We start from the raw sequence: 26,355 nt of genomic DNA on the forward strand, positions 1-26,355 counted from the left end.
CGGATTGGCTTTGCGGTGAGGGATGGCCGCAGCCGGGCCGCAAATGGAGGGAGATTGACAGATGCTGAAGGCGTTCGGCGCCAGGATCGCGCCGTTACTCACGCTCTTGCTTGCCCTGGCATGGGCCGGGACCTCGGCGGTCGCCCAGAACGCGGAAACACCCGTGCGCGGCGGCACGCTCAATGTGGGCTTCAATGATGACGCCAAGACCATGGACCCGATCTATTCGGTGCAATGGTCGGAGCGCCAGATCCTGTTTCTGATCTACAACACGCTGTTCCGCATCGCCCCGGACTTCTCGCTCGAGCCCGAGCTGGTGAAGAGCTGGGAGATGGAGAATGACGGCAAGCGGGTGGTGCTCCACCTGCAGGAGGGCGTGAAGTTCCACGACGGCACCGATTTCGACGCGGAAGCGGTGAAGTGGAACCTGGAGCGCCGCAAGGACGAGAAGGCGAACTCGCCGCAGCGCAACCAGCTGACGGTCATCCAGACCATCGACGTGGTGGACAAGAACACGGTCGCGCTGAACCTGGAGAAGCCGTTCCCGCCGCTGCTCTCCGCCCTGGCGGATCGGGCCGGCTTCATGGTCTCGCCGACGGCCTATGAGAAGAATCCGGAAGAGTTCGGCAACAATCCTGTCGGCACCGGCGCCTTCATCTTCAAGGAATGGGTGCGCGGCAGCCACGTAAAGCTCGACCGCAACGAGAACTACTGGGAAGAGGGCCTGCCTTATCTCGACCACGTGGTGTTCAACGACATCTCGAACGCGGTGATCGGCATTCAGCGGCTGATGACCGGCGAGATCGACTTCGTGGCCCAGCTCTCGCCGCAGGATGTCCGTCTCATCCAGAACAATCCGGACATCAAGCTCGACCCGATCAAGGTTGGCCAGTGGTATTCGCTGCAGTGGCACTGGAACGAGCCCCCGTTCGACAATCCCAAGCTGCGCAAGGCGATTGCCCATGCGCTCGACCGCAACAAGATCAACGAGATCCTGTGGGCCGGCACCGGCACCGTCTCGAACGGCCCGACGCCGCCCGGCCTATGGTGGTCGCCGCCGGCCACCGACGGCTATGTCTATGACGTCGAGAAGGCCAAGGCGCTGCTGGCCGAATCCGGCGTGCCGGCGGGCACGGAGCTCGTGCTCTCCGCGCCGACGGACAACCTGCTGCGGCAGCTCGACCAGCTGGTGAAGGAACAGGTGGAGGCGATCGGGCTCAAGGTGACGCTCGACCCGGTGGCGCAGAGCGAGTGGTATGCCCGGGTCGTTGACAAGAAGATCAACTTCACCCCAATGCGCTGGACCCAGCGCGCCGACCCGGACGGGCTGCTCTATATCCTGTTCCACAGCAAGGGTTACGCGAACACCACCGGCTACAGCAACCCGGAGGTGGACCGACTGCTGGACGAGGCACGGGCGATCGACGACACGGCCAAGCGCAAGGCGCTTTATGACCAGGTGCACCAGCACCTGCTGGAGGACCTGCCTTACGTGCCGGTGGCCTTCGCGGCCGAGTTCGTGGCCATGAATAAAGACGTTCATGGATTCCAGTGGATTCCAGACCTGATTCCACGATTCCGGGCCATGTGGAAAGCGGAGTAGAGTAGATTCCAGCATGGATTTGCACGGTCTGTATACCGTCATACAGGCCGTGCAAATCTCGGGTTGAGCAGCCTAGGAGTTTGCGCGCATGAAGCGCTGTCAGACGTTCATCGATGGTGGATGGTGCGGGACCCGCAACGACGCGACCGTCTCGTCGGCCGAACCGGTGGCTGGCGATGAGCGCGCACGGTCTTGCCAGGTTGCCCACCCGTTCGTAATGCGATGACATTCGTGCAGGTCACGAGGCCGCACCGGCGAGGTGCGCGATGATCACCCATATTGCACGGCGCCTGCTGTTGATGGTGCCGAACGTTGTTCTGCTGACCTTCATCCTGTTTGCGGCGGTGACGAACTTCCTCGGTAGCCCGGCAGCCATCATGCTGGGCCAGGAGGCATCGCCCGAGGCCATCGCCGCACTGAATGCGCAATACGGATTCGACCGGCCGGTGCTGGTGCAATATCTCGACTGGATGGGCAACGCGCTGCAAGGCGATTTCGGCCGCTCCTATGCCAACCGCACATCGGTTGCCGATGCGGTGCTGCCGGCCATTCCGGTGACCCTGGAGCTGGCCTTCTGGGCCATCGCGCTCGCGGTGGTCGCGGCCGCGCTCATCAACTCCATTCCGGTGCTGCGCAAAACCATCGGCACACTCGTTTCGGGCCTCAGCATCGTCGGCATCACCGTGCCCAATTTCATGATCGGCATCAGCCTGATCTATCTGCTTTCGGTGCAGATGCGCTGGCTGCCGACGACAGGCTGGGTGCCGTGGTCGCAAGGGGTGGTGCCGCACCTGACCCATTTGATCATGCCGGTGCTCACGCTTTCGGCCTTCTATTTCGGCTCGTTCACCCTGGTCTATCGAGCGGAGTACCGGGCAGTCTACCGGCAGCTGTTCATCAAGGTGGCGCGCGCCAAAGGCCTGAGCGAGACGCGCGTGTCCTTCGCCCATGCCCTGCCCAACTCGATCCTGCCGGTCATCACCTATGTGGGCCTGTCGCTCGGGCAATTGGTGGGCGGCGCGGTGGTGACCGAAACGGTGTTCTCAATGCCGGGCGTCGGCCGCCTGTTCGTCAATTCGATCGGCACCCATGACTTCCCGGTCATGCTGGCGATTGGCATGCTGATCATCGTCGGCGTCATGCTCATGAACCTGATCGCGGACATCGTGTATACGATGGTCAATCCGCAGATCCGCCTGGGCTAGGAGCACCTGATGCTGGCAAGGCGCATCCTCGGCATCACCATCATCGCCATCGTGGCGCTGTGCGGGATTTTCGCGCCGTATCTCGCCCCTTACGACCCCTACCAGTCGAGCATGGATTTCCTGCAGGGCCCCTCGCCCGACCATTGGCTCGGCACCGACAATCTCGGCCGGGACGTGCTGTCGCGGCTGATCTATGGCGCGCGCATCTCGCTGGTGGTGGGCGCCGGCGCGGCCATCGTCGCCACGCTGCTCGGCGTGCCGATCGGGCTGATCGCCGGCTATGGCGGCGGCAGGATCGACCTGGTGCTGGTTCAGATGATCGATCTCTTCATCGCCCTGCCCGGCCTGGTGCTGGCGCTCTTGATCACCGCAATGGTTGGGGCGACCGTCACCAACCTCGCCCTGGTGCTGGGCTTCGTCATGTGGCCCACCGTGGCCCGCCTGGTGCGCGGCCAGGCCCTGCAGATCCGCGAGGCTACCTATGTCGAAGCGGCCCGCGCGGTCGGCGGCAGCGCCACGTGGATCGTCAGCCGCCATATCTGGCCGAACATCATCCGCGTCGTCGGGGCGCAGTTCGCGATCACCGTGTCCTTCGCCATATTCACGTCAGCCAGCCTGAGCTTCCTGGGTCTGGGCGTGCCGCCGCCGGCAGCGGACTGGGGCAGCATGGTGCGCGAGGGCTTCCCGTTCCTGGCCCTGTTTCCGGCGATGAGCCTGGCCCCTGGCGCAGCGGTGGGCGTGACCGTGCTTGGCTTCTACCTCATAGGATCGAGCGTTGACTGAACGGCGCAGCATATCGGGCGAATCCACCAGCCAGCCGCCGCTGATTTCGGTGCACGATCTTTCCGTGTCGTTCCGCATCGCCAAGGGCCGGGTCGATGCGGTGCGCCAGGTCTCGTTCTCGATAGCACCGGGCGAGATCGTGGCGCTGGTGGGCGAATCCGGCTCCGGCAAGTCCACCATCGGCCAGGCGCTTATGGGACTCTTGCGCTATGACGACAAGGCGGAGGTTGCAGGCTCGGCGCTGTTCCGCAGCCGGGAAGATGGCGAGGTCGACCTCGTGAAGATCTCTGATCGGGCCATGCGCCGCCTGCGCGGCAACGAGCTTGCCATGATCTTCCAGGAGCCGATGTCGTCACTCAACCCACTGTTCACGGTGGGCGGCCAGATCACGGAGCAGATCCGGGCGCATCGCGATGTCTCCAGGCGCGAGGCGAGGACGCAGGCCCTGGCGCTGCTGGAGCAGCTCGGTTTTCCCAATCCCGCCAAGACGCTCACCAGCTATCCGCACCAGCTGTCCGGCGGCATGCGGCAGCGGGCGATGATCGGCATGGCCTTATCCTGCGACCCTGCCCTGCTGATCGCGGACGAGCCGACCACGGCACTGGACGTGACCATCCAGGCGCAGATCATCGATCTGTTGAAGCGGCTGCAGGCGCGCACGCAGATGGCGATTCTGTTCATCACCCACGACCTCGGGCTGGTGGCCGAAATCGCCAACCGCGCGCTGGTCATGCATAACGGCCAGGTGGTGGAGCAAGGCTCGGTGCTGGACATCTTCAAGCAGCCGAAGATGCCCTATACGCGCAGCCTGCTGGCGGCGGTGCCGCGGCTCGGTGCCTCCCGGTGCAAGGCCGCCGTCGACGAGGCCGGCACGGAACCGGCCCCCATTCCCGCGCAGGCCCGATGATGCAACAAGCCCCGCTGCTCGAAGTGCGCAACCTGCGCAAATGGTTCGACATCCGAAAAGGCATCATCCCGCGGCCGGTGGGCCATGTGCGCGCGGTGGACGATGTGTCCTTCACTTTGCGCAGCCACGAGGTGCTCGGCATTGGCGGTGAATCCGGCTCGGGCAAGACCACGCTTGGGCGCGCCGTACTCAGGCTGGTGGAGCCGACCGATGGGCAGATCCTGTTCAACGGCGAGAACATCGTCGATTACGACCGCAGGCAGTTGCACGCGTTCAGGCGCCACGCGCAGCTGATCTTCCAGGACCCCTACGCTGCGCTCAACCCGCGCATGACCATCGAGCAGATCCTGGCGGAGCCGCAGATCGTGCAGGGCACCGGGCGCAGCCGGGCCGAGCGGCGCCAGCGTTCCGCCGAGCTGCTGGAGATGGTGGCGCTGCCTGCGGATTATTTGCAGCGCATGCCGCACGAGCTTTCCGGCGGGCAGCGGCAGCGCATCGTCATCGCGCGGGCGCTGGCGGTCAATCCGCAGTTCGTCGTCGCGGACGAGCCGGTCTCGGCGCTGGACGTGTCGATCCAGGCGCAGATCATCGCCCTGCTGAAGGACCTGCGGAAACGGCTCGGTCTCTCGATCCTGTTCATCTCCCACGACCTTGCGGTGATGGAGGATCTGTCCGACCGCATCGCCATCGTCTATCTCGGCCGGCTGATGGAGATCGGCCCGGCGGAGGTGATCTGCTCGAGGCCGCACCATCCCTATACGAGGGCCCTGCTGTCCGCTGTTCCGAACCCGGATCCGGAGGCGCGGCGCGAGCGCATCATCCTCAAAGGCGACCTGCCGGACCCGGCAAACCCGCCGTCCGGTTGCGTGTTCCGCACCCGCTGCCCCTACGCGATTCCCGCATGCGCGCAGGCCGTGCCGCCGATGCGCGAGAAGGGGCCGGACCACTTCAGCGCTTGCATCCGCGACGACATCTGAACGAAATCCCATCTCCGGCATTTCTGGATTGACATGCCGAACGAATTCGTTCTTTATTTCGAACGATCGCGTTAGCAGTCTGCCGCGTCCGTGCTCTCTGTTCCATCTTGCCCCGGCTTGACCGGGGCATCCAGGGCCAGGCGGAAGGGCTTTCCTTTGGCGCCCCTGGATCACCGGCTCAAGGCCGGTGATGACGAAGGTAGGGGCGGTTGATCGGGGCATTCAGGGCCAGGCGGAAGGGCTTTCCTTTGGCGCCCCTGGATCACCGGCTCAAGGCCGGTGATGACGAAGGTAGGGGCGGTTGATCGGGGCATCAGGGCCAGGTGGAAGGAGCTTCCTCTGGCGCCCCTGGATCACCGGCTCAAGGCCGGTGATGACGAAGGCAGAGATCATTCACAGTCCGATTCAGGGCGGTGACGGCTTAGAAATAACGGGAGGGTTGAATGGTTAAGCTGACAAGACGGCTGTTCTTTGCGGCCCTGGGGCTTGGGGCCCTTGCCGCCGTGCCGGCCAATGCAGCCGAGCTGGACGAGCTGCGGGTTGACTGGGCGACCTACAACCCGGTCAGCATCGTCATCAAGGACCAAGGCCTGCTCGAGAAAGAGTTCGAGAAGGATGGCACCACCGTTCGCTGGGTGCAGTCGGCCGGATCGAACAAGGCGCTGGAGTTCCTCAATGCCGGCTCGATCGACTTCGGCTCAACCGCCGGGGCTGCGGCTCTCATCGGCAAGATCAACGGCAACCCGATCAGGTCGATCTACGTCTATTCCCGGCCCGAATGGACGGCGCTGGTCACCGCCAAGGACAGCGACATCCAGAAGGTTGCGGATCTCAAGGGCAAGTCGGTGGCGGTGACCCGCGGCACCGACCCGCATATCTTCCTGGTGCGGGCGCTGGCGGATAACGGCGTGAAGCTGGACGACGTGCGCTTCGTGCTTCTGCAGCATGCGGATGGTCGGGCGGCGCTCTCGCGCGGCGACGTCGACGCCTGGGCCGGGCTCGACCCGATGATGGCGTCTGCCGAGCTGGAGGAAGGCGCGCGGCTGTTCTATCGCAAGCCGGAAGCTAACACTTGGGGCATTCTCAACGTGCGCGAGGAATTTGCCGCGGAGCATCCGGAAGCGGTGGCGCGGGTCCTGAAGGTTTACGAGCAGGCGCGCAAATGGGCGCTGAGCCATCCGGACGAACTTGCGCAGCTGCTGGCAAAGGAGGCGCGCATCCCGCTGGAGGTGGCGCAGAAGCAACTGAAGGAGCGCACCGAACTTACCCATAACAAGATCGGTAGAGATCAGCGGGAGTCTATCCTTGCGGCGGGCCTCGCCTTGCAGCAGGCGGGGGTGATCCCGGCGGATGCGAATGTGGAGGCAGCGGTGGATGGTCTGCTCGACGACCGGTTCACCCGCGATCTGACGAACTAAGTTAGACTAAGTTAGGATGGCATGTCCCTGACCGAAGCCCGCGAGATCGGAACGGAAGCGGTCGCGGCCGAGGCGGACGAGGGCGCGCGCAGGGCCGCCGCCCCGGCCGGCTGGCGCTGGCGCCATGTGGCGCTCGGGCTCGCGCTGCCCGTGCTCATCGCGGTTGCCTGGGAATTGGCGGTGGCGTTCGGGCTGGTGCAGGGCCGGCTGATGCCGCCGCCAAGCCGGATCTTTGCAACCCTCTATGATCTTGCGGCCCAAGGCGAGCTGTGGCGACACATCCTCGTCACCCTTGGGCGCGTGGCGGCCGGCTTCGGCCTGGGGGTGGCGGCCGGAACGCTCCTTGGCGCGCTGGCCGGCTATTCGGCCGCTGCCCGGCAGTTCCTTGATCCGACATTGCAAGGTTTGCGCGCGGTGCCCTCGATCGCGTGGGTGCCGCTGTTCATCCTGTGGTTCGGCATTTTCGAGGAAAGCAAGATCGCCCTCATCGCGGTGGGTGTGTTCTTCCCGGTCTATCTCGGGGTCATGGGCGCGATCGCCTCGGTCGACCGGAAGATCGTGGAGGTGGGCCGCGTGTTCCGCCTGACCCCCGCTGCCATGGTCCGGCGCATCCTGCTGCCGGCCATATTGCCGAGCTATGTGATCGCCCTGCGCTCAGGGCTGGGGCTCGGCTGGATGTTCGTGGTGGCGGCCGAACTGATGGGTGCGTCGGAGGGCCTGGGCTACCTGCTCTATGACGGCCAGCAGCTCGGCAAGCCCGACCAGATCATCGCCGCCATCCTCACCTTCGCGGTGATCGGCAAGCTGACCGACAGCCTGATCGTGCTGGCGACCCGGCCGCTGCTCGCCTGGCAAGACGCGTTTGCAGCGCGGTGAGGCGGCCATGCTGACCATCGACACGCTCTCCAAGATCTATCCCAACGGCGCCCATGCGCTAGGTGGCGTGAGCCTGTCGGTGGATGCGGGAGAGATCGTGGCGGTCATCGGCGGGTCCGGCTGCGGCAAGTCGACCCTGCTGCGGCTGATCGCCGGGCTCGACAAGCCGAGCGGGGGAACGGTCGAGGTGGATGGCAGCGTCATCGAAAAGCCGCATCCGGCGGTGGGCATGGTGTTCCAGGAGCCGCGCCTGCTGCCCTGGCTGACGATCGCCAGGAATATCGGTTTCGGGCTGACGGACCTGCCCGCTGCGGAGCGGGATGAGCGGGTGAACCGGGCGCTGGCCCGCATCGGCCTCGCCGGCTATGGCGCGCATTGGCCGCGGGAGCTCTCCGGCGGACAGGCGCAGCGGGTGGCGATCGCCCGCGCCCTCGTCGCGCAGCCCAAGGTGCTGCTGCTGGACGAGCCGTTCTCGGCGCTGGATGCCTTCACACGGCTCAGCCTGCAGGATGCCTTGCTGGCGCTGTGGGCGGCGCAGAGGCCGACGCTGCTGATGGTCACCCATGACGTGCAGGAGGCGGTGGCGCTGGCCGATCGCATCGTGGTGATGCAGCCGCATCCGGGCCGGATCTTCACCGACATCCCGGTTGACCTGCCCCGCCCGCGCGACCGCTTGAGCGATGAGTTCTTCCGGCGCGAGCGCATGGTGCTGAAGGCGCTGGACGGCTCGCTCGCCGTTGACAGCGCGCGCAAGGGCGGATGCAGGAGACGATCAAACCCATGCCGCCGCCATGTGGTGGTGATTAGAGCAAGACGAGGACCGACCCGATGGATGCTGCCGCTCTTCGCGCCCTGCAGGCGCCACTGAAGTCTCGCTACAAGGACGCGCCTGACGCCGCCCGCATCACCCTGAAGGCGCGCGGCGCGCTCGATGACCAGGCGATTGCGTGCAAGGTGGAAACCGGGCGCGCCCTGGCGGTTGCGGGCCTGCATCCGGCCACCGGCGGCTCGGGGCTCGAGCTGTGCTCGGGCGACATGCTGCTGGAGGCGCTGGTGGCCTGCGCCGGGGTGACGCTCAAGGCGGTGGCGACCGCCCTCGACATTCCGCTGCGCTCGGGCCGGGTGCTGGCGGAGGGCGACCTCGATTTCCGCGGCACTCTCGGGGTGGACAAGGAGGCGCGGGTCGGCTTCGAGGAGATCCGGCTCACCTTCGAGATCGACACCGACGCACCGCAGGAGAAGATCGACAGCCTGCTCAAGCTGACGGAGCGTTATTGCGTGGTGCTGCAGACGATCGCCAACAAGCCGCAGCTCAACGTGAACATCAAGGCTCTGGCCTAAGTCACTCAATACTGACTCAAAAAGAAAAGCGCGCGGCCGCTGCTGACTCGCGCGCTTGCTGCTTGCAGGCCCGAGAGATCAGGCCATGGCCACCACGGCGATTTCCACCGTATATTGCGGCGCGGCGAGCTTGGATTCGACCGTGGCGCGGGCCGGGGTGTTGTTGGGGTCGACCCAGGCGTCCCACACCGCATTCATCTCCGCGAAGGTGCTGATGTCCGACAGCCAAATATTGGCCGAGACGAGCTTCGACTTGTCGGTACCGGCTTCCGCCAGCAGCGTGTCGATGCGCGACAGGATCTCCTTCGTCTGTTCGGTAACGGACTTGCCCCCGCTATCCAGAGCCACCTGACCGGCCAAATAGACCATGCCGCCGGCGACCACCGCCTGGGTCATGCGCGGGCCGGGCTTAATGCGACGAATGCTCATCGTTCCCTCCTCGAAACACTCTCTCGGATAACAGGCTGGCTTCCTAACATATGGATTGATCACTGTATACACCGGCTGCTAAATCCTCCACGAGAGTTGAGACTTTTCGGAGGGACCAGTGAACGCTCCCGCGGGCAAGCCTATGGCTACGGACGTGGTGCAGCAGGTGTATGCGGCCGTGCAGTCGATGCTGGCCCGTTTCGACATCAAGCCGTCGGAGCGGGTGAACGAGGTGGAGCTGGCCAACCGCCTGGGCGTGAGCCGGACGCCGGTGCGCGAGGCGCTGAACCGGCTTTCCACGGAGGGGTTCGTCACCTTCGTGCCCAATCGCGGCTTTTATGCGCGCAGCCTGGAGCTCAAGAACTTCATCGACCTATACGAGCTGCGGGCAGGCGTCGAGGGGGTGGCGGCGGCCGCCGCATGCACCGTGGCGGAGGATGCCGCGATCAAGGCGCTGGCCGACGACTGGAACCGCACGCTGGATCAGGTCGAGCGGATGAGCGGCAGCGCGCTGGCCGAGGCGGACGAGCGCTTCCACGAGAGCCTGGTGGCGCTGGCCGGCAACGAGGAAATGAACAAAGTGATCCGCAACATCAACCTGCGGATCCGCTTCGTCCGGCAATGCGCGATCGAGCAGCCCGAGCAACGCCAGGCCACAGTCTCGGAGCACGCGGGCATCGTGGAGGCCTTGCTGCGGCGCGACCGCGCGCAGGCGCGCGACCTGGTGGAGAAACATGTCTCGATCACTGCCGAGAAGGCGCTGGACTTCGTGACCCGCAGCCTCGCGCTGATCTACCTGAAGCCGTAGCGGCATGGGCGTTCCGCTTGGCCCCTGGATCACCGGGTCAAGCCCGGTGATGACGATTTTCTTTGTTGATCAACAACTTACGTCATGCCGGCCTTGAGCCGCCATCCAGGGCCACGCGGCGCGGGCGTTCCGCTTGGCCCCTGGATTGCCGCGTCAAGCGCGGCAATGACGAACATGGGAGGTGCCTTGGCCAGGCTACATCAGTCGATGCCGAACCAGCCCTCCACCTCCATGACCAGGTTCGCGGGGATGCTGGAACAGCCGACCACGTAGCGGCTGTGGCGCATGTCGCTGCCGAGCACCTTGAGCAGCAGGTCGGAGGCGGCATTCATGACATAGCTGTGCTGGGTGAAGCTCGGCGCGGCATTGATGAAGCCGCCGAGCCTATAGCAGCATTTGACCCGGCCGAGGTCGCCGCCGCAGGCCTCGCGCAGCTGCATGAGGAGATTGGCGCAGCACAGGCGCGCCGCCTCGCGCACGGTCTCCACATCGACGTCCTCGCCAGCCCGGCCGACATAGCGCAGGTCCTCGCCCCACAGCGGCCCCTGCACGATCGAGACCACGCCGTTATGGGCGATGAAGCCGGCATAGTTGCCGATGCTGGGGGCGAGTGGCGGTGGCTCGAAGCCAAGGGTCTCAGCGGAGATGACACGCATGACGGGCACGATCCTGATTTCGGGACGTCCAGACTATTCCGCTGCTTCCCGCCTGATCAAGGCGCGGGTGAGCAGGGCGCGCAGGGCGGCAGGCTTCAGCGGCTTCTTCAGATAGCCGACCCCCATTTCCGCGGCCTTGGCCTGGAGCGAGCGCGACCGGTCGGCCGTGATCAGCACCGCGGGGAGCGGCTCGGGATAGCGGCGGCGCAGCTCGTCGATGAGGTCGAGGCCGGTGTCCTGCTGCAGGTGATAGTCCGCGAGCACGACGTCGAAGGGCGCGCTGTCCACCACTCTGTCCAGCGCCTCCGCCGCCGTTGTGGCCGTGACCACGCGGCAGCCCCAACCGGACAGCAGCGTGGTCATGCCATCAAGGATCGACCTTTCGTTGTCGATGCAGAGAATGTTGAGGCCGCGCAGCTGCCCCTCCCGGTCATGGGCCGCCGGCGCCGGCTGGGCCGCGATTGCATCCTGGCCGGCGGGCGCATTGCCGGTGGCCGGCAGCTCGATCGAGAAGACAGAGCCTTTGCCGAGGCTGGAGCGGGCCGCCAGCTTGTGGCCGAGCACATGGACAATCCGCTCCACGATCGACAAACCGAGGCCGAGGCCGGGCACCTCCCCGGCCGTATCGTCGAGCCTCTGAAACTCGCGGAAGATGAGCTCGATTTTGTCCTCGGGGATGCCGGGACCGCTGTCATGCACCTCAATGCTCGCCGTGCCCAAATGCCTGCGGCAGCCGACCACCAGCTTGCCCCTGCGGGTGTATTTGATGGCGTTGGAGACGAGGTTCTGCAGCGCACGGCGCAGCAGGCGGCGATCGGAGCGCACCGTGAGGCTCGTCGGGACGAAGGTGAGCTTCAGGCCCTTCTCCGCGGCCATGGGGCCAAGCTCGACCGCCAGCGCCTTGAACACCGCATCCAGCTTGAACTCGGTGACTTCCGGCCTGAGAGCGCCGGCATCGAGCCGCGAGATGTCAAGCAAGGCGGAGAGGATTTCCTCGACCGCCTCGAGAGAGGCATCGATGTTGCGGACCAGCTGCTGGTCCTGCGTGCCATGGGAGCGTTCGACCAAGCTCGACGTGTAGAGCCGTGCAGCGTTGAGCGGCTGGAGAATGTCGTGGCTTGCCGCCGCTATGAACCGGGTCTTGCCGAGATTGGCCGCCTCGGCCTCCGCCTTGGCCCGCACCAGCTCGCGGTTGAGAGCGACAAGCTCGGCCGTGCGCTCCTGCACCCGCCGTTCCAGGCTCTCGTTCGCCTTGAGCAACGCCTCGGCGGCGCGCACCCGCTCGGTGATATCCGCGAAGGTCACCACGATCCCGCCATCGGGCATGACGTTCGAACGGGTCTCGATCACCGCGCCGGACTTCATCCGCTCCTGATAGGACGCACGGCGCATGACGATGCTGTCGATGCGGCGCGCCACCACCTTTTCGGGCTCCTCCTCGCCGATCTCGGCATTGCGGACGATGGTGGTGACCACCTCGTGGATGGGGATGCCGACGCGGCCCACCTCCTCGGGCAGTTGCATCAGCGCGCGGAACTGCCGGTTCCAGCAGATCAGGCTCAGGTCGCGGTCGAACACGGCGATGCCCTGGCGCACATGGTCGATGGCAGACTGCAGCAGGTCGCGATTATACTGGATCGCGGCCGAGGCATCGTCCAGCAGGCGCATGGCGCCGCGGGTATTGGCGCTGTAGCGTTCGAGCATCAAGGCCAGCACAAGGCGCGATGAGGAGGCCCCGACCGCGCTCGCCAGCAGATGTTCGGCGAAGCGCAGAAGGCGGATGTCCGCCTCGGCACTGTCGTCCAGGGTGATGCCGCGGCTTGTGGCGAATTCCGCGAAGGAGCGCTGGGTGCGCTCGGCGCCGAGATACCGGGCGACGGTGGCGCGCAGATCGCGCACGGTGACCGCAGTGCGCCACAGCCTGAAGCTCTGGGTGGGGACCGGCAAGTCGGTGGCGACGAAGACATTGGCCTGCACTCTTTCGATGGGCTGCGGCATCCCCATGAGCGAGACCGCCACATAGCTCGCGATATTGACCAGGAGGCTCCAGAACACGCCGTGGGTGAGCGGCTCGAGCTCTAGGTTGAACAGGAATTCCGGCCGCAGCAGCGCAATGCCGAACGGGCCTTCCATAAGGAGATCAGGAGAGAACCAGCCGGCATCGATCAGCGCCGGCAGGAGCAGCGTGTAGCACCACATGGCCGTGCCGGCGAGCACGCCGGCCATGGCGCCGCGGGCGGTGGCCCTGCGCCAGATGAGGCCGCCGAAGAAGGCGGGACCGAACTGAGCGATGGCGGCAAAGGACAGGAGGCCGATATCGGCAAGGGCGAAGGCATTGCCGATCAAGCGGTGGAACACGTAGCCCAGCGCGATGATCACCACGATGGCGCAGCGCCGGCACATGAGCAGGAACTGGCCCATGTCCTTGGTGCCACCGGCCCGGTAGGCCTTGTGCCGGAGCAGGAGCGGCACGGCGATGTTGTTGCTGACCATGATCGACAAGGCGAGCGACGCGACGATCACCATGGCGGTGGCGGCGGACAGCCCGCCGATGAAGGCGATCAGCGTGAAGACCGGCGCGCCGGCCGCAACCGGCAGAGCGAGCACGAACATATCCCCGTTGGCGCCGCTGCCAAAGGTGAGCAGACCAGCGATCGCGATCGGCACCACGAAGATGTTGATGGCGATGAGGTAGAGCGGGAACAGCCAGGCGGCGCGCTTGACGTCGGCCAGGTTCGTGTTCTCCACCACCGTCACGTGGAACTGCCGCGGCAGCAGGATGATGGCCATGCTGGACAAGAGCGTGGCGGTGATCCAGCGGCCGCCTTCGAAGCCACGAGTCAGCAGCTGCTCGATCTCGGGGCGCTGGGCCACCGCATCCATCATGGCGCCGATGCCCCCCATCATGCCGAAGACGACGAAAATTCCGACGGCGAGGAAGGTGAGCAGCTTCACCACCGATTCCAGCGCGATGGCGGCGATAACGCCGTCCTGGTGCTCGGTCGCATCGATATGGCGGGTGCCGAACAGCATGGTGAAGGCGGCCATGGCGATGGCCACCACCAGCGCGAGGTCGCCCAGCACCGGCATGCCCAGCACGCTCGTCTGCTGGGTGCCGGCAATGGTGAGCAGAGTGATGAGCGAGTTGGCGGCCGCCTTCAGCTGCAGCGAGATGTAGGGCACGATGCCCAGCACGGCGATGGCCGACACCGCTGCGCCGAGCGCCTGGTTCTTGCCATAGCGGGCAGCGATGAAATCGGCAATGGAGGTGATGTTCTGGCGCTTGGCGAGGTCAACGATGTGACGGATGATCGGCCAGCCCAGGGCGAACATGATGATGGGGCCGATATAGATCGGCAGGAACTCGAAGCCCTTCTTGGCCGACAGGCCGACGCTGCCATAAAAGGTCCAGGAGGTGCAGTAGACGCCGAGGCTCAAGGCATAGACCAGCGGCCGTGGCTTGCCGCGGCGCTGCTTGCGCATGCGGTCGTAATAGCTTGCCACGGCAAAGAGCGCGCCGAGATAGGCGACCGCAATGGCAAGAATGGCCCAGCTGTTGAACATATGTCCGGCGCCTTTGCGCTTCGCGGCGATGAGATCATTTTATGTCTTGCCGAATCAACACACTTCTTCAAGTGCTTCTGAAATACGGTCGAGCACTCGTTCTGAACGGCTGTCTTCTCGCGAGGAGTGTGCGATGGGTATTCTTCAGGAATTCAAGGAATTCGCGGTCAAGGGAAATGTCGTCGACATGGCGGTCGGCATCATCATCGGCGCTTCTTTCACCACGATCGTGAAGTCGCTGGTCGATGACATCTTCATGCCGATCGTGGGTGCGCTGACGGGTGGCATCGACTTCTCCAATATCTTCATCCAGCTCACTGGCGATACCCCTTATCCGACGCTGGCGGCAGCAAAGCAGGCGGGGGTCGCGACGGTGAACATCGGGTCGTTCATCAACGCCTGTATCGCGTTCCTGATCGTCGCCTGGATCCTGTTCATGGTGGTCAAGGCCATGAACCGGCTGACCCGCAAGGCGGAAGCGGGCGCGGCCGACGTGCCGCCGCCGCGGCAGGAGGTGCTACTGGAGGAGATCCGCGACGCGCTGGTCAAGCAGAGCCGGGGGGCGTAGTCCGCACCGTGCGGCCCTGGATGGGCCGGTCAAGCCGTGCCATGACGAAGTTCTTTAATTTCAGTGGTTTACGTCATCACCGGGCCTGACCTGGTGATTCAGGCGGCGAGGAAAGCCCGCGCCGTGTCACCCGCCGCCGACAAAGCCGACGATCTTGCGCATGGCCCGGTCAAGCCGGGTCATGACGAAGTTCTTTAATTTCAGTGGTTTACGTCATCACCGGGCCTGACCTGGTGATTCAGGGCGGCGAGGAAAGCCCGCGCCGTGTCACCCGCCGCCGACAAAGCCGACGATCTTGCGCACGTCGGCCATGATCGGCGCGGCCAGGGCGCGGGCACGATCGGCGCCATCGGCCAGGATGCCATCGATATGGCCGGGGTCGGCCACCAGCCGCTTCATCTCGCCGGTGATGGGCGAGAGCTTCTCGACAGCAAGGTCGATGAGCGCCTGTTTGAAGATCGAGAACTGCGCCCCGCCATACTGGTTCAGCACCGCCGGCACGTCGGCTCCTGCCAGGGCGGCGTAGATGCCGACGAGATTGGCCGCTTCCGGGCGGGTTTCCAGGCCCTTGGCCTCGGTGGGCAGTGGCTCGGGGTCGGTCTTGGCCTTGCGGATCTTCCTGGCGATGGTGTCGGCATCATCGGTGAGATTGATGCGCGACAAGTCCGACGGGTCGGACTTGGACATCTTCTTCGTGCCGTCGCGCAGGCTCATCACCCGGGTGGCGGGCCCTGAGATCAGCGGCTCGGTCAGCGGAAAGAAGCCGTCGGGATAGCCGAGCGCGGCAATCTCCTCGGCGAAGTCGTTGTTGAACTTCTGGGCGATGTCGCGGGTGAGCTCCAGATGCTGCTTCTGGTCCTCGCCCACCGGCACGTGGGTCGCACGGTAGGCGAGGATGTCCGCCGCCATCAGGTTGGGGTAGGCATAGAGACCCACCGACGCGTTCTCGCGGTCCTTGCCCGCCTTCTCCTTGAACTGGGTCATGCGGTTGAGCCAGCCGAGCCGCGCCACGCAATTGAAGATCCAGGCAAGCTCCGCGTGCGCCGCCACCTGGCTCTGGTTGAATACGATGTGCCGCTTGGGATCTATGCCGGCCGCGATGAAGGCCGCAGCCACTTCCCGTGTGCTCTGCCTGAGCTCGCGCGGCTCCTGCCAGACGGTAATCGCGTGCATGTCGACCACGCAGTAGAGGCACTCGTAGCTGTCCTGCAGCGTGACGAAGCGCGAGATGGCGCCGAGATAGTTGCCGAGATGCAGATTGCCCGTGGGCTGGACGCCCGAGAAGACACGGGGAGCAGGCTTGGTCATCAATCAACTCCTGATAGCCCGCGCTATATCGCGCAAATGGCCGATCCTGCCAACCGGTTAGATGGTCTGATCGCTGGGCGCGGTCGGTGCCGTGGCGGGCTTGCGCCGGAGCATTGCCTTGAGCTCGGACAGGCGGAAGGCGCCCGTCGCCTGGCCCGCGGCGAAGAACAGCAGCGCGCCGCCCAGGACCAGTGCCACGAAGCAGGCGAGTTGCAGCAGGAAGGGCCGGCCTGCTGCAAAGACCGACGCCAGGGGCCAGATCAGGACGGCGAGAATGCCGGCCCCCATGACGAGGCTGGCCAGCATGATGCGCCAGAGGCGCGCCTTGAGGCGCGGATCGGCCTGATACTGGCCGCGGCGCAGCAGGATGACCAGCAAGAGCAGGGTGTTGGTCCAGGCGGCGAGCGAAGTGGCGAGCGCGATGCCCAAGTGGCCGATGAAGGAGAACATGGCCAGGCTGCCGACAACGTTCACCGCAACGGAGGCGCCGGCGCAGAGCATGGGCGTCTTGGTGTCCTCGTTCGCGAAGAAGGTGGGCGTGAACACCTTGATCAGCACGTAGGCGGGCAGCCCGAGGCCGAACAGAGCCAGGGCCTCGGAGACCTCGATCGTGTCGTGGGGCGTGAAGTTGCCGTATTCGAACAGCATGTGCACGATGGGCACGGGCATCGCGACCAGCGCGACAGTCGCCGGCAGGGTGAGCAGCATGGACAACTCCACAGCCCGGTTCTGGGTATAGCGCATGCCCGTGTGGTCGCCGGCGCGCAGCCGGCGAGACAGATCCGGCAGCAGCACGATGCCCATGGCCACCCCGATCAGCCCCAGCGGCAGCTGATAGATGCGATCGGCATAGTAGAGCCAGGCAGGCCCATGAGGGATCAGGGACGCGATCATGGTGCCGATCACCAGGTTGATCTGGGTGATGCCGGCGGAGATGGTGCCCGGCACGCCCAAGCGCACCAGCCGGCGCACCCCAGGGGTGAGCCGCGGCAGCCGTGGCCTGAGCTTCATGCCGGCGCGCTCGCACACGACCAGCAGCATGACGAGCTGCATGAGGCCGGAGATCATGATGGCGAACATCAGCAGCTCGGCGGTGCGCGGCTCGGCCCCCCAGCCGAGGAAAGCTGCGCCGGCGAGGGTGATGATCTGCATGACATTGAGGATGATGGGCGCGGCGGCGGGGAAAGAGAACTTGCCCAAGCTGTTCAGCACGCCGGAGAAGAACGCCACCAGCGACATGAACATGAGATAGGGAAAGCCGATACGGGAGAGGGTGACCGCCAGGTCGAACTGCTCGTCGTTTTCTGCAAAGCCCGGCGCGATCACCAGCATGACCAGGGGCATGGCGATCTCAGCGAGGATGACGAAGGCGGTGAGCGCAGTAAGCAGCACGCTCATCACCTCCTCGCCGAAGCGGCGGGCGCCCGCTTCCCCCTCCCCCTCCAGCCGCTTGGCGAAGAGCGGCACGAAGGCGGCATTGAAGGCGCCCTCGGCAAAGAGGCTGCGGAACATGTTGGGCAGGCGGACGGCCACGACGAAGGCACCGGCCACCAGCCCGGTGCCGAGCATGCCGGCCGACAGCGCGTCGCGGACGTAGCCGAGAACGCGGCTCGCCATCGTGTAGCCGCTGACGGTCATGGCCGAGCGCAGCAAACTCATCGCGAAAGGTCCCTCACGCCGCCCCTTGCGCCACTTCCCCGGCAATCACGGCGAGCAGGTGCTCCTTGATCTGCCGATGACGGGTGGCATTGGTGATCTTCGCCCCCGTGAGGTCGGTGACATAGAACACGTCCACCGCCCGCTCGCCGAAGGTGGCGATCTGCGCCGAGCTGATGTTGAGATTGAGCCGGAACAGCGCCTCGGTCAGGTCGTAGAGGAAGCCCAGCCGGTCGCGGCCATTGACCTCGATGACGGTGAAGCGGTTGGAGGAATCGTTGTCGATGATAACCTGGGGCTCGACCGTGAAGGCGCTCAGCCGGCTGCCCGGCTTGGTGTTGCGGGCGATCATCTCGGCCAGCCTGACCTTTCCGGTGAGCGCCCGCCGGATCATCTCGCACACCCGCTCGGCCCGGCGCCGCTCGTCCTCCTCCTGCTCGAACTCCCGCGGGATGAGCAGGGTGTCGAGCGCCATGCCGTCGGCCGTGGTGAAGATCTGCGCGCTGGTGATGCTGGCCCCAGCGACGGCGCAAGCTCCGGTGAGCAGCGCCAGCAGCCGGGGATGGTCCGGCGCGAACACGGTGAGCTCGGTGATGGCGGTGAAGGCGTCGGTCTCCACATGGGTGGCGATCGCCTCACCGGCCGCTTCGGCGGCCCTGATCATGCGGGCATGCTGGAGGTGGTGGGCGAGATCGACATTGAGCCAGTAGGGGTCATAGTGCCGGGCGACATAGGCCTCGCGCGCAGCATCGTCCCATTCGGGCGTGGCCTCGCGGAAGGCGTTATGGGCCTCCGCCAGCCGCTCCTGGCGGCTGATGGACGTGTGGCCGCCGGTCAGCAAGGGCTCGGTCTCGAAATACAGGGTACGCAAGAGCTGCCCTTTCCAGCCGGTCCATACGCCGGGGCCGACGGCGCGGATATCGGCGACGGTCAGGATCAACAGCAGCTTAAGCCGCTCCGGGCTCTGTACGATCGCGGCGAAGTCGAGAATGGTCTTGAAGTCGTTCAAGTCGCGCATCTGGGCGAAATCGCTCATGACCAGATGGTTGCGCACCAGCCAGGCGACCGTCTCGGTCTCGGCTGCCGTGAGCCCCAGGCGCGGGCACAGCTCCATGGCGATGCGCTCGCCAGCGACGGAATGGGATTCCCGCCGTCCTTTGGCGATGTCGTGCAGGAACACCGCGACATAGAGCACCCGGCGGTTGCTGATCGTGTTGATGAGACCGTGCGCGACCGGATGCTCGCCGCCAAGGGCGCCGTGCTCCAGCTCGGAGAGCACGCCGACCGCCCGGATGAGATGCTCGTCCACAGTGTAGTGGTGATACATGTTGAACTGCATCTGCGCGACGATGCGCCCGAATTCCGGGATGAAGCGGCCCAGCACGCCGGCCTCGTTGAGGGATCGCAGCACCGCCTCCGGATGCAGCGGCGAACACAGCATCTCCAGGAACAGCGCGTTGGCTTGCGGATCGTGACGCAGCCGGTCATCGATCAGGCGCAAGGAGCGCCGCACCAGCTTGAGCGCGTTGGGATGGATGAGCAGATCATGGGCTTCCGCCAACTGGAACAGCCGCAGGAGATTGATCGGCCGCCGCTGGAAAACGTGATCGTCGACCACGTTCACCCGCCCCACATCGAGCTTGAAATCAGGGTCGTCCAGCACCTCCGGCTTGGCCACGCCCAGCTTCTGCAGCATGGCGCTCATAGTGGGGATCTTCTTGATCTGCTGGGCTTCCAGCACGGCGCAGAAGATGCGGGTGAGGTCGCCCACATCCTTGGCGACCAGGAAATAATGCTTCATGAAGCGCTCAACACGCTTCTGGCGGCCGTGGGAGCGATAGCCCAGCCGCTCGGCCAGCTCGGCCTGCAGATCGAAGGTGAGCCGATCGCCCGGCCGTCCCGTCATGAAATGGAGGTGGCAGCGAACGGCCCACAGGAAATCCTCGCAGACGCGGAAGCGCCGCGCCTCGGCGCGGGTGAACATGCCCGCCGCTACCAAGGCCTCGGGCGAGCCGGTGCCGTAGAGGAACTTGGCGATCCAGAACAGGCTGTGCAGGTCACGCAAGCCCCCCTTGCCGTTCTTGACATCAGGCTCCACCAGATAGCGCGACGAGCCGGCGTGGGTGTGGCGCTCGTCGCGCTCAGCGAGCTTGGCGGCGATGAAAGAGGCGGCATTGCCCGCGACCACCTCCTTGCGGAAGCGCCTCTCCAGCAAGGCGAACAAGTCCCCATCGCCCCAGATATAGCGCGCTTCGAGAATGGAGGTGAGGATGGTGCTGTCGCTGCGGGAGAGCCGGATGCACTCATCAATGCTGCGGGTGGCATGGCCCACCTTGAGGCCCAAGTCCCACAGCACGTAGAGCATGTACTCAATCATGCTCTCGCACCAGGCGGTCTGCTTGTAGGGCAGCACGAACAGGAGATCGATGTCGGACTTGGGGCCGAGGGTGCCGCGGCCGTAGCCGCCGACCGCCACCACCGCGATGCGCTCGGCGGCGGAGGGGTTGCGCGCCCGGTAGATGTGCACGGCCGTAAAGTCGTAGAGCGCGCGGATCACCTCGTCCTGGACATAGGCCAGATTAATGGCGCAGGCGGTGCCATGCCCATCCTCGATCAGCCGGCGCTCCGCTTCCGCCCGACCCGCCCGCAAGGCCTGCTTCAGGGTTGCGAGGAGGGCTTGGCGCATGGCCGCGTCATCGCCCTCGTGCCGCCGGAACAGCTCCGTGAGCGACTGGCGCAGGGCGACGCCGTCGATGAGCGCCGCGGGGTTGGCGACCGGAAGCAGCGTTTCTGTTGGCTCCGGCAGCGCCGGGCGTGGCGGCTTGTTCATGACAGGGACTTTTAGCTGAGGATGCCTGGCAGTGCACGCGGCTTCGGCACGGGGCCGGCAAGCAATCGTGCCGCAGGGTTGCGTCCATGCTAAGTGTGCTTGACCTTCCAGTGACTGGAAGGCCTAAATCGAGCGCCGGTCCCATTTCGCGCGCAGGAGCCCCCTATGAGTGACCCGCATCATGGTGCCGGATGCTGCAGCGGCAAGCCCGCTCCGGTTGCCGATATCCACGTCGCCCACAAGCACGAGCATGGTGCAGCGGAGACGAGCGAAGCACAGCTCGCCCGAGATCCGGTGTGCGGCATGTCGGTCGACCCGGCAACGGCCCGCCACGTGCATGCATACGAGGGGCAGACCTATTATTTCTGCTCGGCCGGCTGCAAGGCCAAGTTCGCGGCCGATCCACAGGCCTATCTGGGTGAGCGGCCGGCGCCTGAACCGATGCCGGAGGGGACGATCTACACCTGCCCCATGCATCCGGAGATCGAGCAGGTGGGTCCCGGCAACTGCCCCATCTGCGGCATGGCGCTCGAGCCCAAGAGCGTGACGGTCGACAGCGGCCCCAATCCCGAGCTGGTCGACTTCACCCGCAAGTTCTGGGTGAGCCTGCCTTTTGCCATCGCGCTGCTCCTGGTCGAGATGGGCAGCCATCTCGGCCTGCCGATCCAGGACTGGCTGAGCGCAACCCGGTTCGGCCCGAGCTTGCCCAATGTGCTGCAGCTTCTGCTGGCCACGCCGGTGGTGCTGTGGGGCGGCAGCAGCTTCTTCGTGCGCTGCTGGAATTCGATCAGGACGCGCAATCTCAACATGTGGACGCTGATCGGCATCGGCGTCGGCGCGGCCTATGCCTATAGCGTGGTGGCGACGCTTGCCCCTGGCATTTTCCCGCAGGGTTTCCGCGACCACCACGGCAATGTGGCGGTCTATTTCGAAGCGGCGGCTGTGATCACCGTGCTGGTGCTGCTGGGCCAAATCCTGGAGCTCAAGGCGCGCGAACGGACGTCCGGCGCGATCCGGGCGTTGCTCGACCTTGCGCCGCCGGTCGCCCGGCGGGTGCGGCCGGACGGCAGCGACGAGGAGGTGCCGGTGGCGGCCCTTCATCCGGGCGACCGCATCCGGGTGCGGCCGGGCGACAAGATCGCGGTGGACGGCGCGGTGGTCGAAGGCGCATCCAGCGTGAACGAATCGATGCTCACCGGCGAGGCCATGCCGGTGGAGAAGGCCCCCGGCGACCCGGTGACCGCGGGCACGCTCAACGGCTCGGGCTCCTTCATCATGGAAGCCAAGCGAGTCGGCGCCGACACCGTGCTCGCCCGTATCATCGAGATGGTGGCGGAGGCGCAGCGATCGCGGGCGCCGATCCAACGGCTGGCCGACGTGTTCGCCGGCTGGTTCGTGCCGGCGGTGCTGGCGGTGGCGGTGATTGCCTTCATCGCCTGGGCGCTGGTCGGGCCCGAGCCGCGGCTCACCTATGCGCTGGTGGTGGCGGTGTCGGTGCTCATCATCGCCTGCCCCTGTGCGCTCGGGCTGGCAACGCCCATGGCGATCATGGTTGGCACCGGGCGCGGTGCCCAGCTCGGCGTGCTGGTCAAGAATGCGGAGGCGCTCGAGCGGCTCGCCAGCGTCGATACCTTGGTGCTGGACAAGACCGGCACCCTCACCGAGGGCAAGCCAAAGCTCACCGATGTTATGGCGGTGGGCGCGGGCGAAGACGAGGTGCTGCGGCTTGCGGCCTCGCTGGAAGCGGGCAGCGAGCACCCGCTGGCGGAAGCGATCCGCGAGGGTGCGGCGGCGCGCGGCCTCAAGCCCGCCGCGGTGGACGGCTTTGCTGCGGTGAGCGGCAAGGGCGTGAAGGGCCGCATCGATGGTGCGGATGTGAGCCTCGGCAACGAGCCGTTCATGCGGGATCTCGGGGTGGATGTCGCGGCGGCCGCCGACCGGGTGGCCGCGCTCAGGGCCGAGGGCAAGACCGTGGTGCTGCTGGCGCGCGACCGCACCCTGCTTGGGGCTCTCGCGGTCGCGGATGCGGTGAAGCCGACCACGCCCGAGGCGATTGCCGCGCTGCGCGGCCAGGGCCTGCGCATCATCATGGCAACCGGCGACAACGAGGCGACGGCCCATGCGGTCGGCCGCAGCCTGGGCATCGACGAGGTGCGCGCCGGCGTGCTGCCGGAGGACAAGGTGGACGTGATCAAGCAGCTGCAGGCGGGAGGCGCCAAGGTGGCCATGGCCGGCGATGGGGTGAACGACGCGCCGGCCTTGAGCGCGGCAGATGTGGGCATCGCCATGGGCACGGGGTCCGACGTTGCGCTGGAGAGCGCCGGCGTCACCCTGGTCAAGGGTGACCTCAACGGCATCGTTCGCGCGCGCAAGCTGTCAGCCGCCGTCATGCGCGGCATCAAGCAGAACCTGTTCTTCGCCGCGATCTACAACGTGCTCGGCGTGCCGATTGCGGCGGGCGTGCTCTATCCCGTGTTCGGCCTGCTCTTGTCACCGATCGTAGCGGCGGCGGCGATGAGCCTGTCGTCGGTGTCGGTCATCGCCAACTCGCTCAGGCTGCGGCAGATGCGATTCTGACGCGTCGTGTGGCTCAGGATACCGCAACTTGCGTCATCACCTGCCTTGCGCCGGTAATCCAGCAAGCGGAAAGCGCCTGCCGGAAGGCCCCTGGATGCCGGCTCAAGGCCGGCATGACGATGCGGTTCGTCAGCCCCCTACGTCATCACCGGGCTTGACCCGGTGATCCAGGGCAGCAAGGGGAAAGCACCTGTCGTGTAGCCCCTGGATGCCGGCTCAAGGCCGGCATGACGATGCGGTTCGTCAGCCCCCTACGTCATCACCGGGCTTGACCCGGTGATCCAGAGCGAAGCAGGAAAGCGCCTGTCGTGTGGCTCTGGATGCCCCGGTCGGGGCCGGGGCATGACGGCTTGCCACGAGTTACGTCGGCACCCTATTCAGCCGTTCACGTCGTAGGCGGCAATGGCCGCCATGTTGACGAGATCATTGGCCGTGGCATTGAGGGGTGCGATCTGCACCGAGCGCTCGAGCCCCACCAGCATGGGCCCCACCACCATGACCCCGCCGAGCTGCTGCAGCAGCTTGGTGGCGATGCTGGCGCAGTCGCCCGCCGGCATCACCAGCACATTGGCCGGGCCGGTGAGGCGGCAGAACGGATAGAGCGCCATGGCCTCGCGGCTGAGCGCCACGTCGGCCTGCATCTCCCCGTCATATTCGAAGTCGACGCCGCGGGCATCGAGAATGCAGACGGCCTCGTGGCATCCGCGCGCCCGATCGGTCTGCAGATGGCCGAAGGTCGACTGGCTGAGGAAGGCCACCCGCGGCTCATAGCCGAAGCGGCGCGCCACCCCTGCCGCCTCCTCGGCGATGTCGGCAAGCTCCTCGGCGCTGGGGTTCTCCTGTCCGGTGGTATCGGCGACGAACACGGTGCGGCCGCGACACAGGGCCATGGACACCCCGATCAGCCGCCGGTTGGGACTGACGTCGATGGCGTGCTGCACGTCATCCAGCGCGACGCCATAGTGGCGGGTGATGCCGGTGACCATGGCATCGGCGTCGCCCAAGGCGATCATGCAGGCGGCGAACACGTTGCGGTCGTTGTTCACCAGGCGCTGGCAATCGCGCATGAGCAGGCCGCGCCGCTGCATGCGGCGATAGATATACTGGGCATATTCCGCATTGCGGTCGGAAAGGCGGGCATTGAGCACGCTGACATTCTCGTTGAGCTCTATCCCCAGCGACTTCACCGACTGCTCGATCAGGTTCTCGCGGCCGACCAGGATCGCATGCCCCAGGCCCGCATTGGCGAAGCCGTTGGCGGCGCGGATCATGCGCTCCTCCTCGCCCTCCGCGAAGACCACGCGCTTGCCGCTCTGCCGCACCTGCTCGAAGATGCCCTGAAGCGATCCGGCGATCGGATCGAGCCGTGCCGACAGCTCCGCCGCATAGGCGGCAAGGTCGACGATATGCTTGCCGGCAACGCCTGACTCCATGGCGGCGCGCGCCACGGCCGGCGGCACCGTGGAGATGAGGCGCGGGTCGAACGGCGCCGGAATGAGGTAGTTGGGCCCGTATTTGGGCCGCTGGCCGTGATAGGCGGCGGCGACCTCGTCCGGCACGTCCTCGCGGGCCAGTCGGGCCAGGGCCTCGGCTGCGGCGATCTTCATTTCCTCGTTGATGGTGCGGGCGCGCACGTCCAGCGCTCCACGGAAGATGTAAGGAAATCCCAGCACGTTGTTGATCTGGTTGGGATAATCGGAGCGCCCAGTGGCCATGATGGCATCGTCGCGCACCTCGGCCACCTCCTCCGGCGTGATCTCCGGGTCCGGGTTGGCCATGGCGAAGATGATCGGGCGCCGGGCCATGCTCGCCACCATCTTCTTGGTGAGCGCGCCCTGGACGGAAAGCCCGAAGAAGACGTCCGCGCCGACGATGGCCTCCTCCAGCGTGCGGGCGTCGGTCTCGACCGCATGGGCGGATTTCCACTGGTTCATGCCGTCGGTGCGCCCCTTGTAGATCACGCCCTTGGAGTCGCACAGGATGATGTGCTCGCCGGGGAGCCCCATGGCCTTGATCAGCTCGGCGCAGGCGATGGCCGCGGAGCCGGCGCCGTTGATGACCAGCTTCACCGTCTTGATATCGCGCTCGGTGAGGTGAAGCGCATTGATCAGGCCGGCGGCGGCGATGATGGCGGTGCCGTGCTGGTCGTCATGGAAGACGGGGATGTTCATCAGCTCGCGCAGGCGCTGCTCGATGACGAAGCAGTCCGGCGCCTTGATATCCTCAAGATTGATGCCGCCGAAGGCGGGGCCGAGATAGCGCACGCAGTTGATGAAGGCGTCGACATCCTTGGTGTCGACCTCGAGATCGATGGCGTCCACATCGGCAAAGCGCTTGAACAGCACCGCCTTGCCCTCCATGACCGGCTTCGAGGCCAGAGCACCGAGGTCGCCCAGCCCGAGAATGGCGGTGCCGTTGCTGATGACGGCCACCATGTTGCCCTTGGTGGTGTAGTCATAGGCGGTTTCCGGCTGTTCGGCGATGCGCCGTACGGGGAATGCGACGCCGGGGGAATAGGCAAGGCTCAAGTCGCGCTGGGTGGCCATCGGCTTGGTCGCGTTGACCTCGAGCTTGCCCGGCTTGCCGCGCTGATGGAAAATGAGCGCCTCGGTTTCCGAAACCCTGGGCTGCCGCCCGCCCGTGCCGTGTTCCCCTGCCATATTCTTCGTGCCCCAATCTCATTCCACTTATGGAAGCGGCGAACCTAACCTCCCCATGGGCGCGCCTCAAGCGTTTGCTGAGTGAAATCGCGAGGGGGCCTTGCCCCATACCCGTAGCTGGCCCGTTATGCACAGCCAAGCCGGGCGAGCGTGCAGACAAGGGCCTGTCCAGTTGATATTTTCGCGGCC

The 26,355-nt window shown here is 65.8% G+C and carries 19 protein-coding genes; 12 read left to right on the top strand and 7 right to left on the bottom strand.

Features of this window, described 5'->3' with window-relative positions; translation table 11 throughout:
- Positions 1-61 precede the first annotated feature (61 nt).
- From E4P09_RS00370 to E4P09_RS00410, 9 genes are all read left to right on the top strand, one after another.
- On the top strand, positions 62-1,603 hold the full coding sequence (locus tag E4P09_RS00370) for an ABC transporter substrate-binding protein (protein ID WP_137387624.1): 1,542 nt from the start codon (positions 62-64) through the stop codon (positions 1,601-1,603).
- Positions 1,604-1,869: 266 nt separating this feature from the next.
- Entirely contained in the window at positions 1,870-2,808 is a 939-nt protein-coding gene (locus E4P09_RS00375) for an ABC transporter permease (protein WP_137387625.1), read from the top strand.
- A gap of 9 nt (positions 2,809-2,817) precedes the next feature.
- On the top strand, positions 2,818-3,591 hold the full coding sequence (locus E4P09_RS00380; RefSeq protein WP_137387626.1) for an ABC transporter permease: 774 nt from the start codon (positions 2,818-2,820) through the stop codon (positions 3,589-3,591).
- Positions 3,584-4,498: an ABC transporter ATP-binding protein gene (locus E4P09_RS00385; RefSeq protein WP_205041980.1), complete on the top strand. Its 915-nt coding sequence runs from the start codon at positions 3,584-3,586 to the stop codon at positions 4,496-4,498. Before E4P09_RS00380 ends, E4P09_RS00385 begins: the two co-directional genes overlap by 8 nt.
- The gene (locus E4P09_RS00390) at positions 4,498-5,475 is read left to right on the top strand and encodes an ABC transporter ATP-binding protein (protein ID WP_137389170.1); all 978 of its coding nucleotides are present in this window, start codon (positions 4,498-4,500) and stop codon (positions 5,473-5,475) included. Before E4P09_RS00385 ends, E4P09_RS00390 begins: the two co-directional genes overlap by 1 nt.
- A 443-nt stretch (positions 5,476-5,918) precedes the next feature.
- Complete coding sequence (locus tag E4P09_RS00395) at positions 5,919-6,893, top strand: aliphatic sulfonate ABC transporter substrate-binding protein (protein WP_137387627.1); 975 nt, start codon at positions 5,919-5,921, stop codon at positions 6,891-6,893.
- Positions 6,894-6,914: 21 nt separating this feature from the next.
- Positions 6,915-7,769 (top strand): ABC transporter permease, encoded by an 855-nt coding sequence (locus tag E4P09_RS00400; RefSeq protein ID WP_137387628.1) that lies wholly within the window; start codon positions 6,915-6,917, stop codon positions 7,767-7,769.
- A gap of 7 nt (positions 7,770-7,776) precedes the next feature.
- Positions 7,777-8,637, top strand: a complete 861-nt coding sequence (locus E4P09_RS00405) for an ABC transporter ATP-binding protein (RefSeq protein ID WP_137387629.1) — start codon at positions 7,777-7,779, stop codon at positions 8,635-8,637.
- Entirely contained in the window at positions 8,598-9,110 is a 513-nt protein-coding gene (locus tag E4P09_RS00410; RefSeq protein ID WP_137387630.1) for an OsmC family protein, read from the top strand. Before E4P09_RS00405 ends, E4P09_RS00410 begins: the two co-directional genes overlap by 40 nt.
- A gap of 78 nt (positions 9,111-9,188) precedes the next feature.
- On the opposite strand, the gene E4P09_RS00415 is transcribed toward E4P09_RS00410, so the two are convergent.
- A complete protein-coding gene (locus E4P09_RS00415; protein ID WP_137387631.1) occupies positions 9,189-9,539 on the bottom strand; it encodes a RidA family protein in 351 nt (116 codons plus the stop codon).
- Between the two features lie 118 nt (positions 9,540-9,657).
- Between E4P09_RS00415 and E4P09_RS00420 the strand changes: the two genes are divergently transcribed.
- Positions 9,658-10,347, top strand: a complete 690-nt coding sequence (locus E4P09_RS00420; RefSeq protein ID WP_137387632.1) for a GntR family transcriptional regulator — start codon at positions 9,658-9,660, stop codon at positions 10,345-10,347.
- Between the two features lie 200 nt (positions 10,348-10,547).
- Here the strand turns inward: E4P09_RS00420 and E4P09_RS00425 are convergent, their stop codons facing one another.
- Together E4P09_RS00425 and E4P09_RS00430 are read right to left on the bottom strand one after the other, a co-directional pair.
- Positions 10,548-11,003 carry a RidA family protein gene (locus E4P09_RS00425; protein ID WP_137387633.1) on the bottom strand — a complete coding sequence of 152 codons (456 nt, stop codon included), beginning with the start codon at positions 11,001-11,003 and terminating at the stop codon, positions 10,548-10,550.
- Positions 11,004-11,036: 33 nt separating this feature from the next.
- Positions 11,037-14,567, bottom strand: coding sequence for a PAS domain-containing hybrid sensor histidine kinase/response regulator (locus tag E4P09_RS00430; RefSeq protein WP_137387634.1), 3,531 nt, complete (start codon positions 14,565-14,567; stop codon positions 11,037-11,039).
- 139 nt (positions 14,568-14,706) lie between these two features.
- Here E4P09_RS00430 and mscL point away from each other — a divergent pair, with 139 nt between their 5' ends.
- Entirely contained in the window at positions 14,707-15,135 is a 429-nt protein-coding gene (gene mscL, locus E4P09_RS00435; RefSeq protein WP_137389172.1) for a large conductance mechanosensitive channel protein MscL, read from the top strand.
- A 267-nt stretch (positions 15,136-15,402) separates the two neighbouring features.
- Here mscL and trpS read toward each other — a convergent pair whose 3' ends face one another.
- From trpS to E4P09_RS00450, 3 genes are read right to left on the bottom strand one after another with little or no spacing between them, the layout of a single operon-like run.
- Positions 15,403-16,443: a tryptophan--tRNA ligase gene (trpS, locus tag E4P09_RS00440; RefSeq protein ID WP_137387635.1), complete on the bottom strand. Its 1,041-nt coding sequence runs from the start codon at positions 16,441-16,443 to the stop codon at positions 15,403-15,405.
- 57 nt (positions 16,444-16,500) lie between these two features.
- Positions 16,501-18,102 (bottom strand): murein biosynthesis integral membrane protein MurJ, encoded by a 1,602-nt coding sequence (gene murJ, locus E4P09_RS00445; RefSeq protein WP_137387636.1) that lies wholly within the window; start codon positions 18,100-18,102, stop codon positions 16,501-16,503.
- Between the two features lie 13 nt (positions 18,103-18,115).
- The gene (locus E4P09_RS00450) at positions 18,116-20,929 is read right to left on the bottom strand and encodes a [protein-PII] uridylyltransferase (RefSeq protein ID WP_137387637.1); all 2,814 of its coding nucleotides are present in this window, start codon (positions 20,927-20,929) and stop codon (positions 18,116-18,118) included.
- A gap of 165 nt (positions 20,930-21,094) precedes the next feature.
- On the opposite strand from E4P09_RS00450, the gene E4P09_RS00455 reads away from it, so the two are divergent.
- Positions 21,095-23,506: a heavy metal translocating P-type ATPase gene (locus E4P09_RS00455; RefSeq protein ID WP_137387638.1), complete on the top strand. Its 2,412-nt coding sequence runs from the start codon at positions 21,095-21,097 to the stop codon at positions 23,504-23,506.
- Between the two features lie 377 nt (positions 23,507-23,883).
- Here the strand turns inward: E4P09_RS00455 and E4P09_RS00460 are convergent, their stop codons facing one another.
- Complete coding sequence (locus E4P09_RS00460; RefSeq protein WP_137387639.1) at positions 23,884-26,166, bottom strand: NADP-dependent malic enzyme; 2,283 nt, start codon at positions 26,164-26,166, stop codon at positions 23,884-23,886.
- Positions 26,167-26,355: the final 189 nt, after the last annotated feature.

It is taken from the genome of Rhodoligotrophos defluvii, assembly GCF_005281615.1.
Taxonomy (GTDB): Bacteria; Pseudomonadota; Alphaproteobacteria; order Rhizobiales; family Im1; genus Rhodoligotrophos; species Rhodoligotrophos defluvii.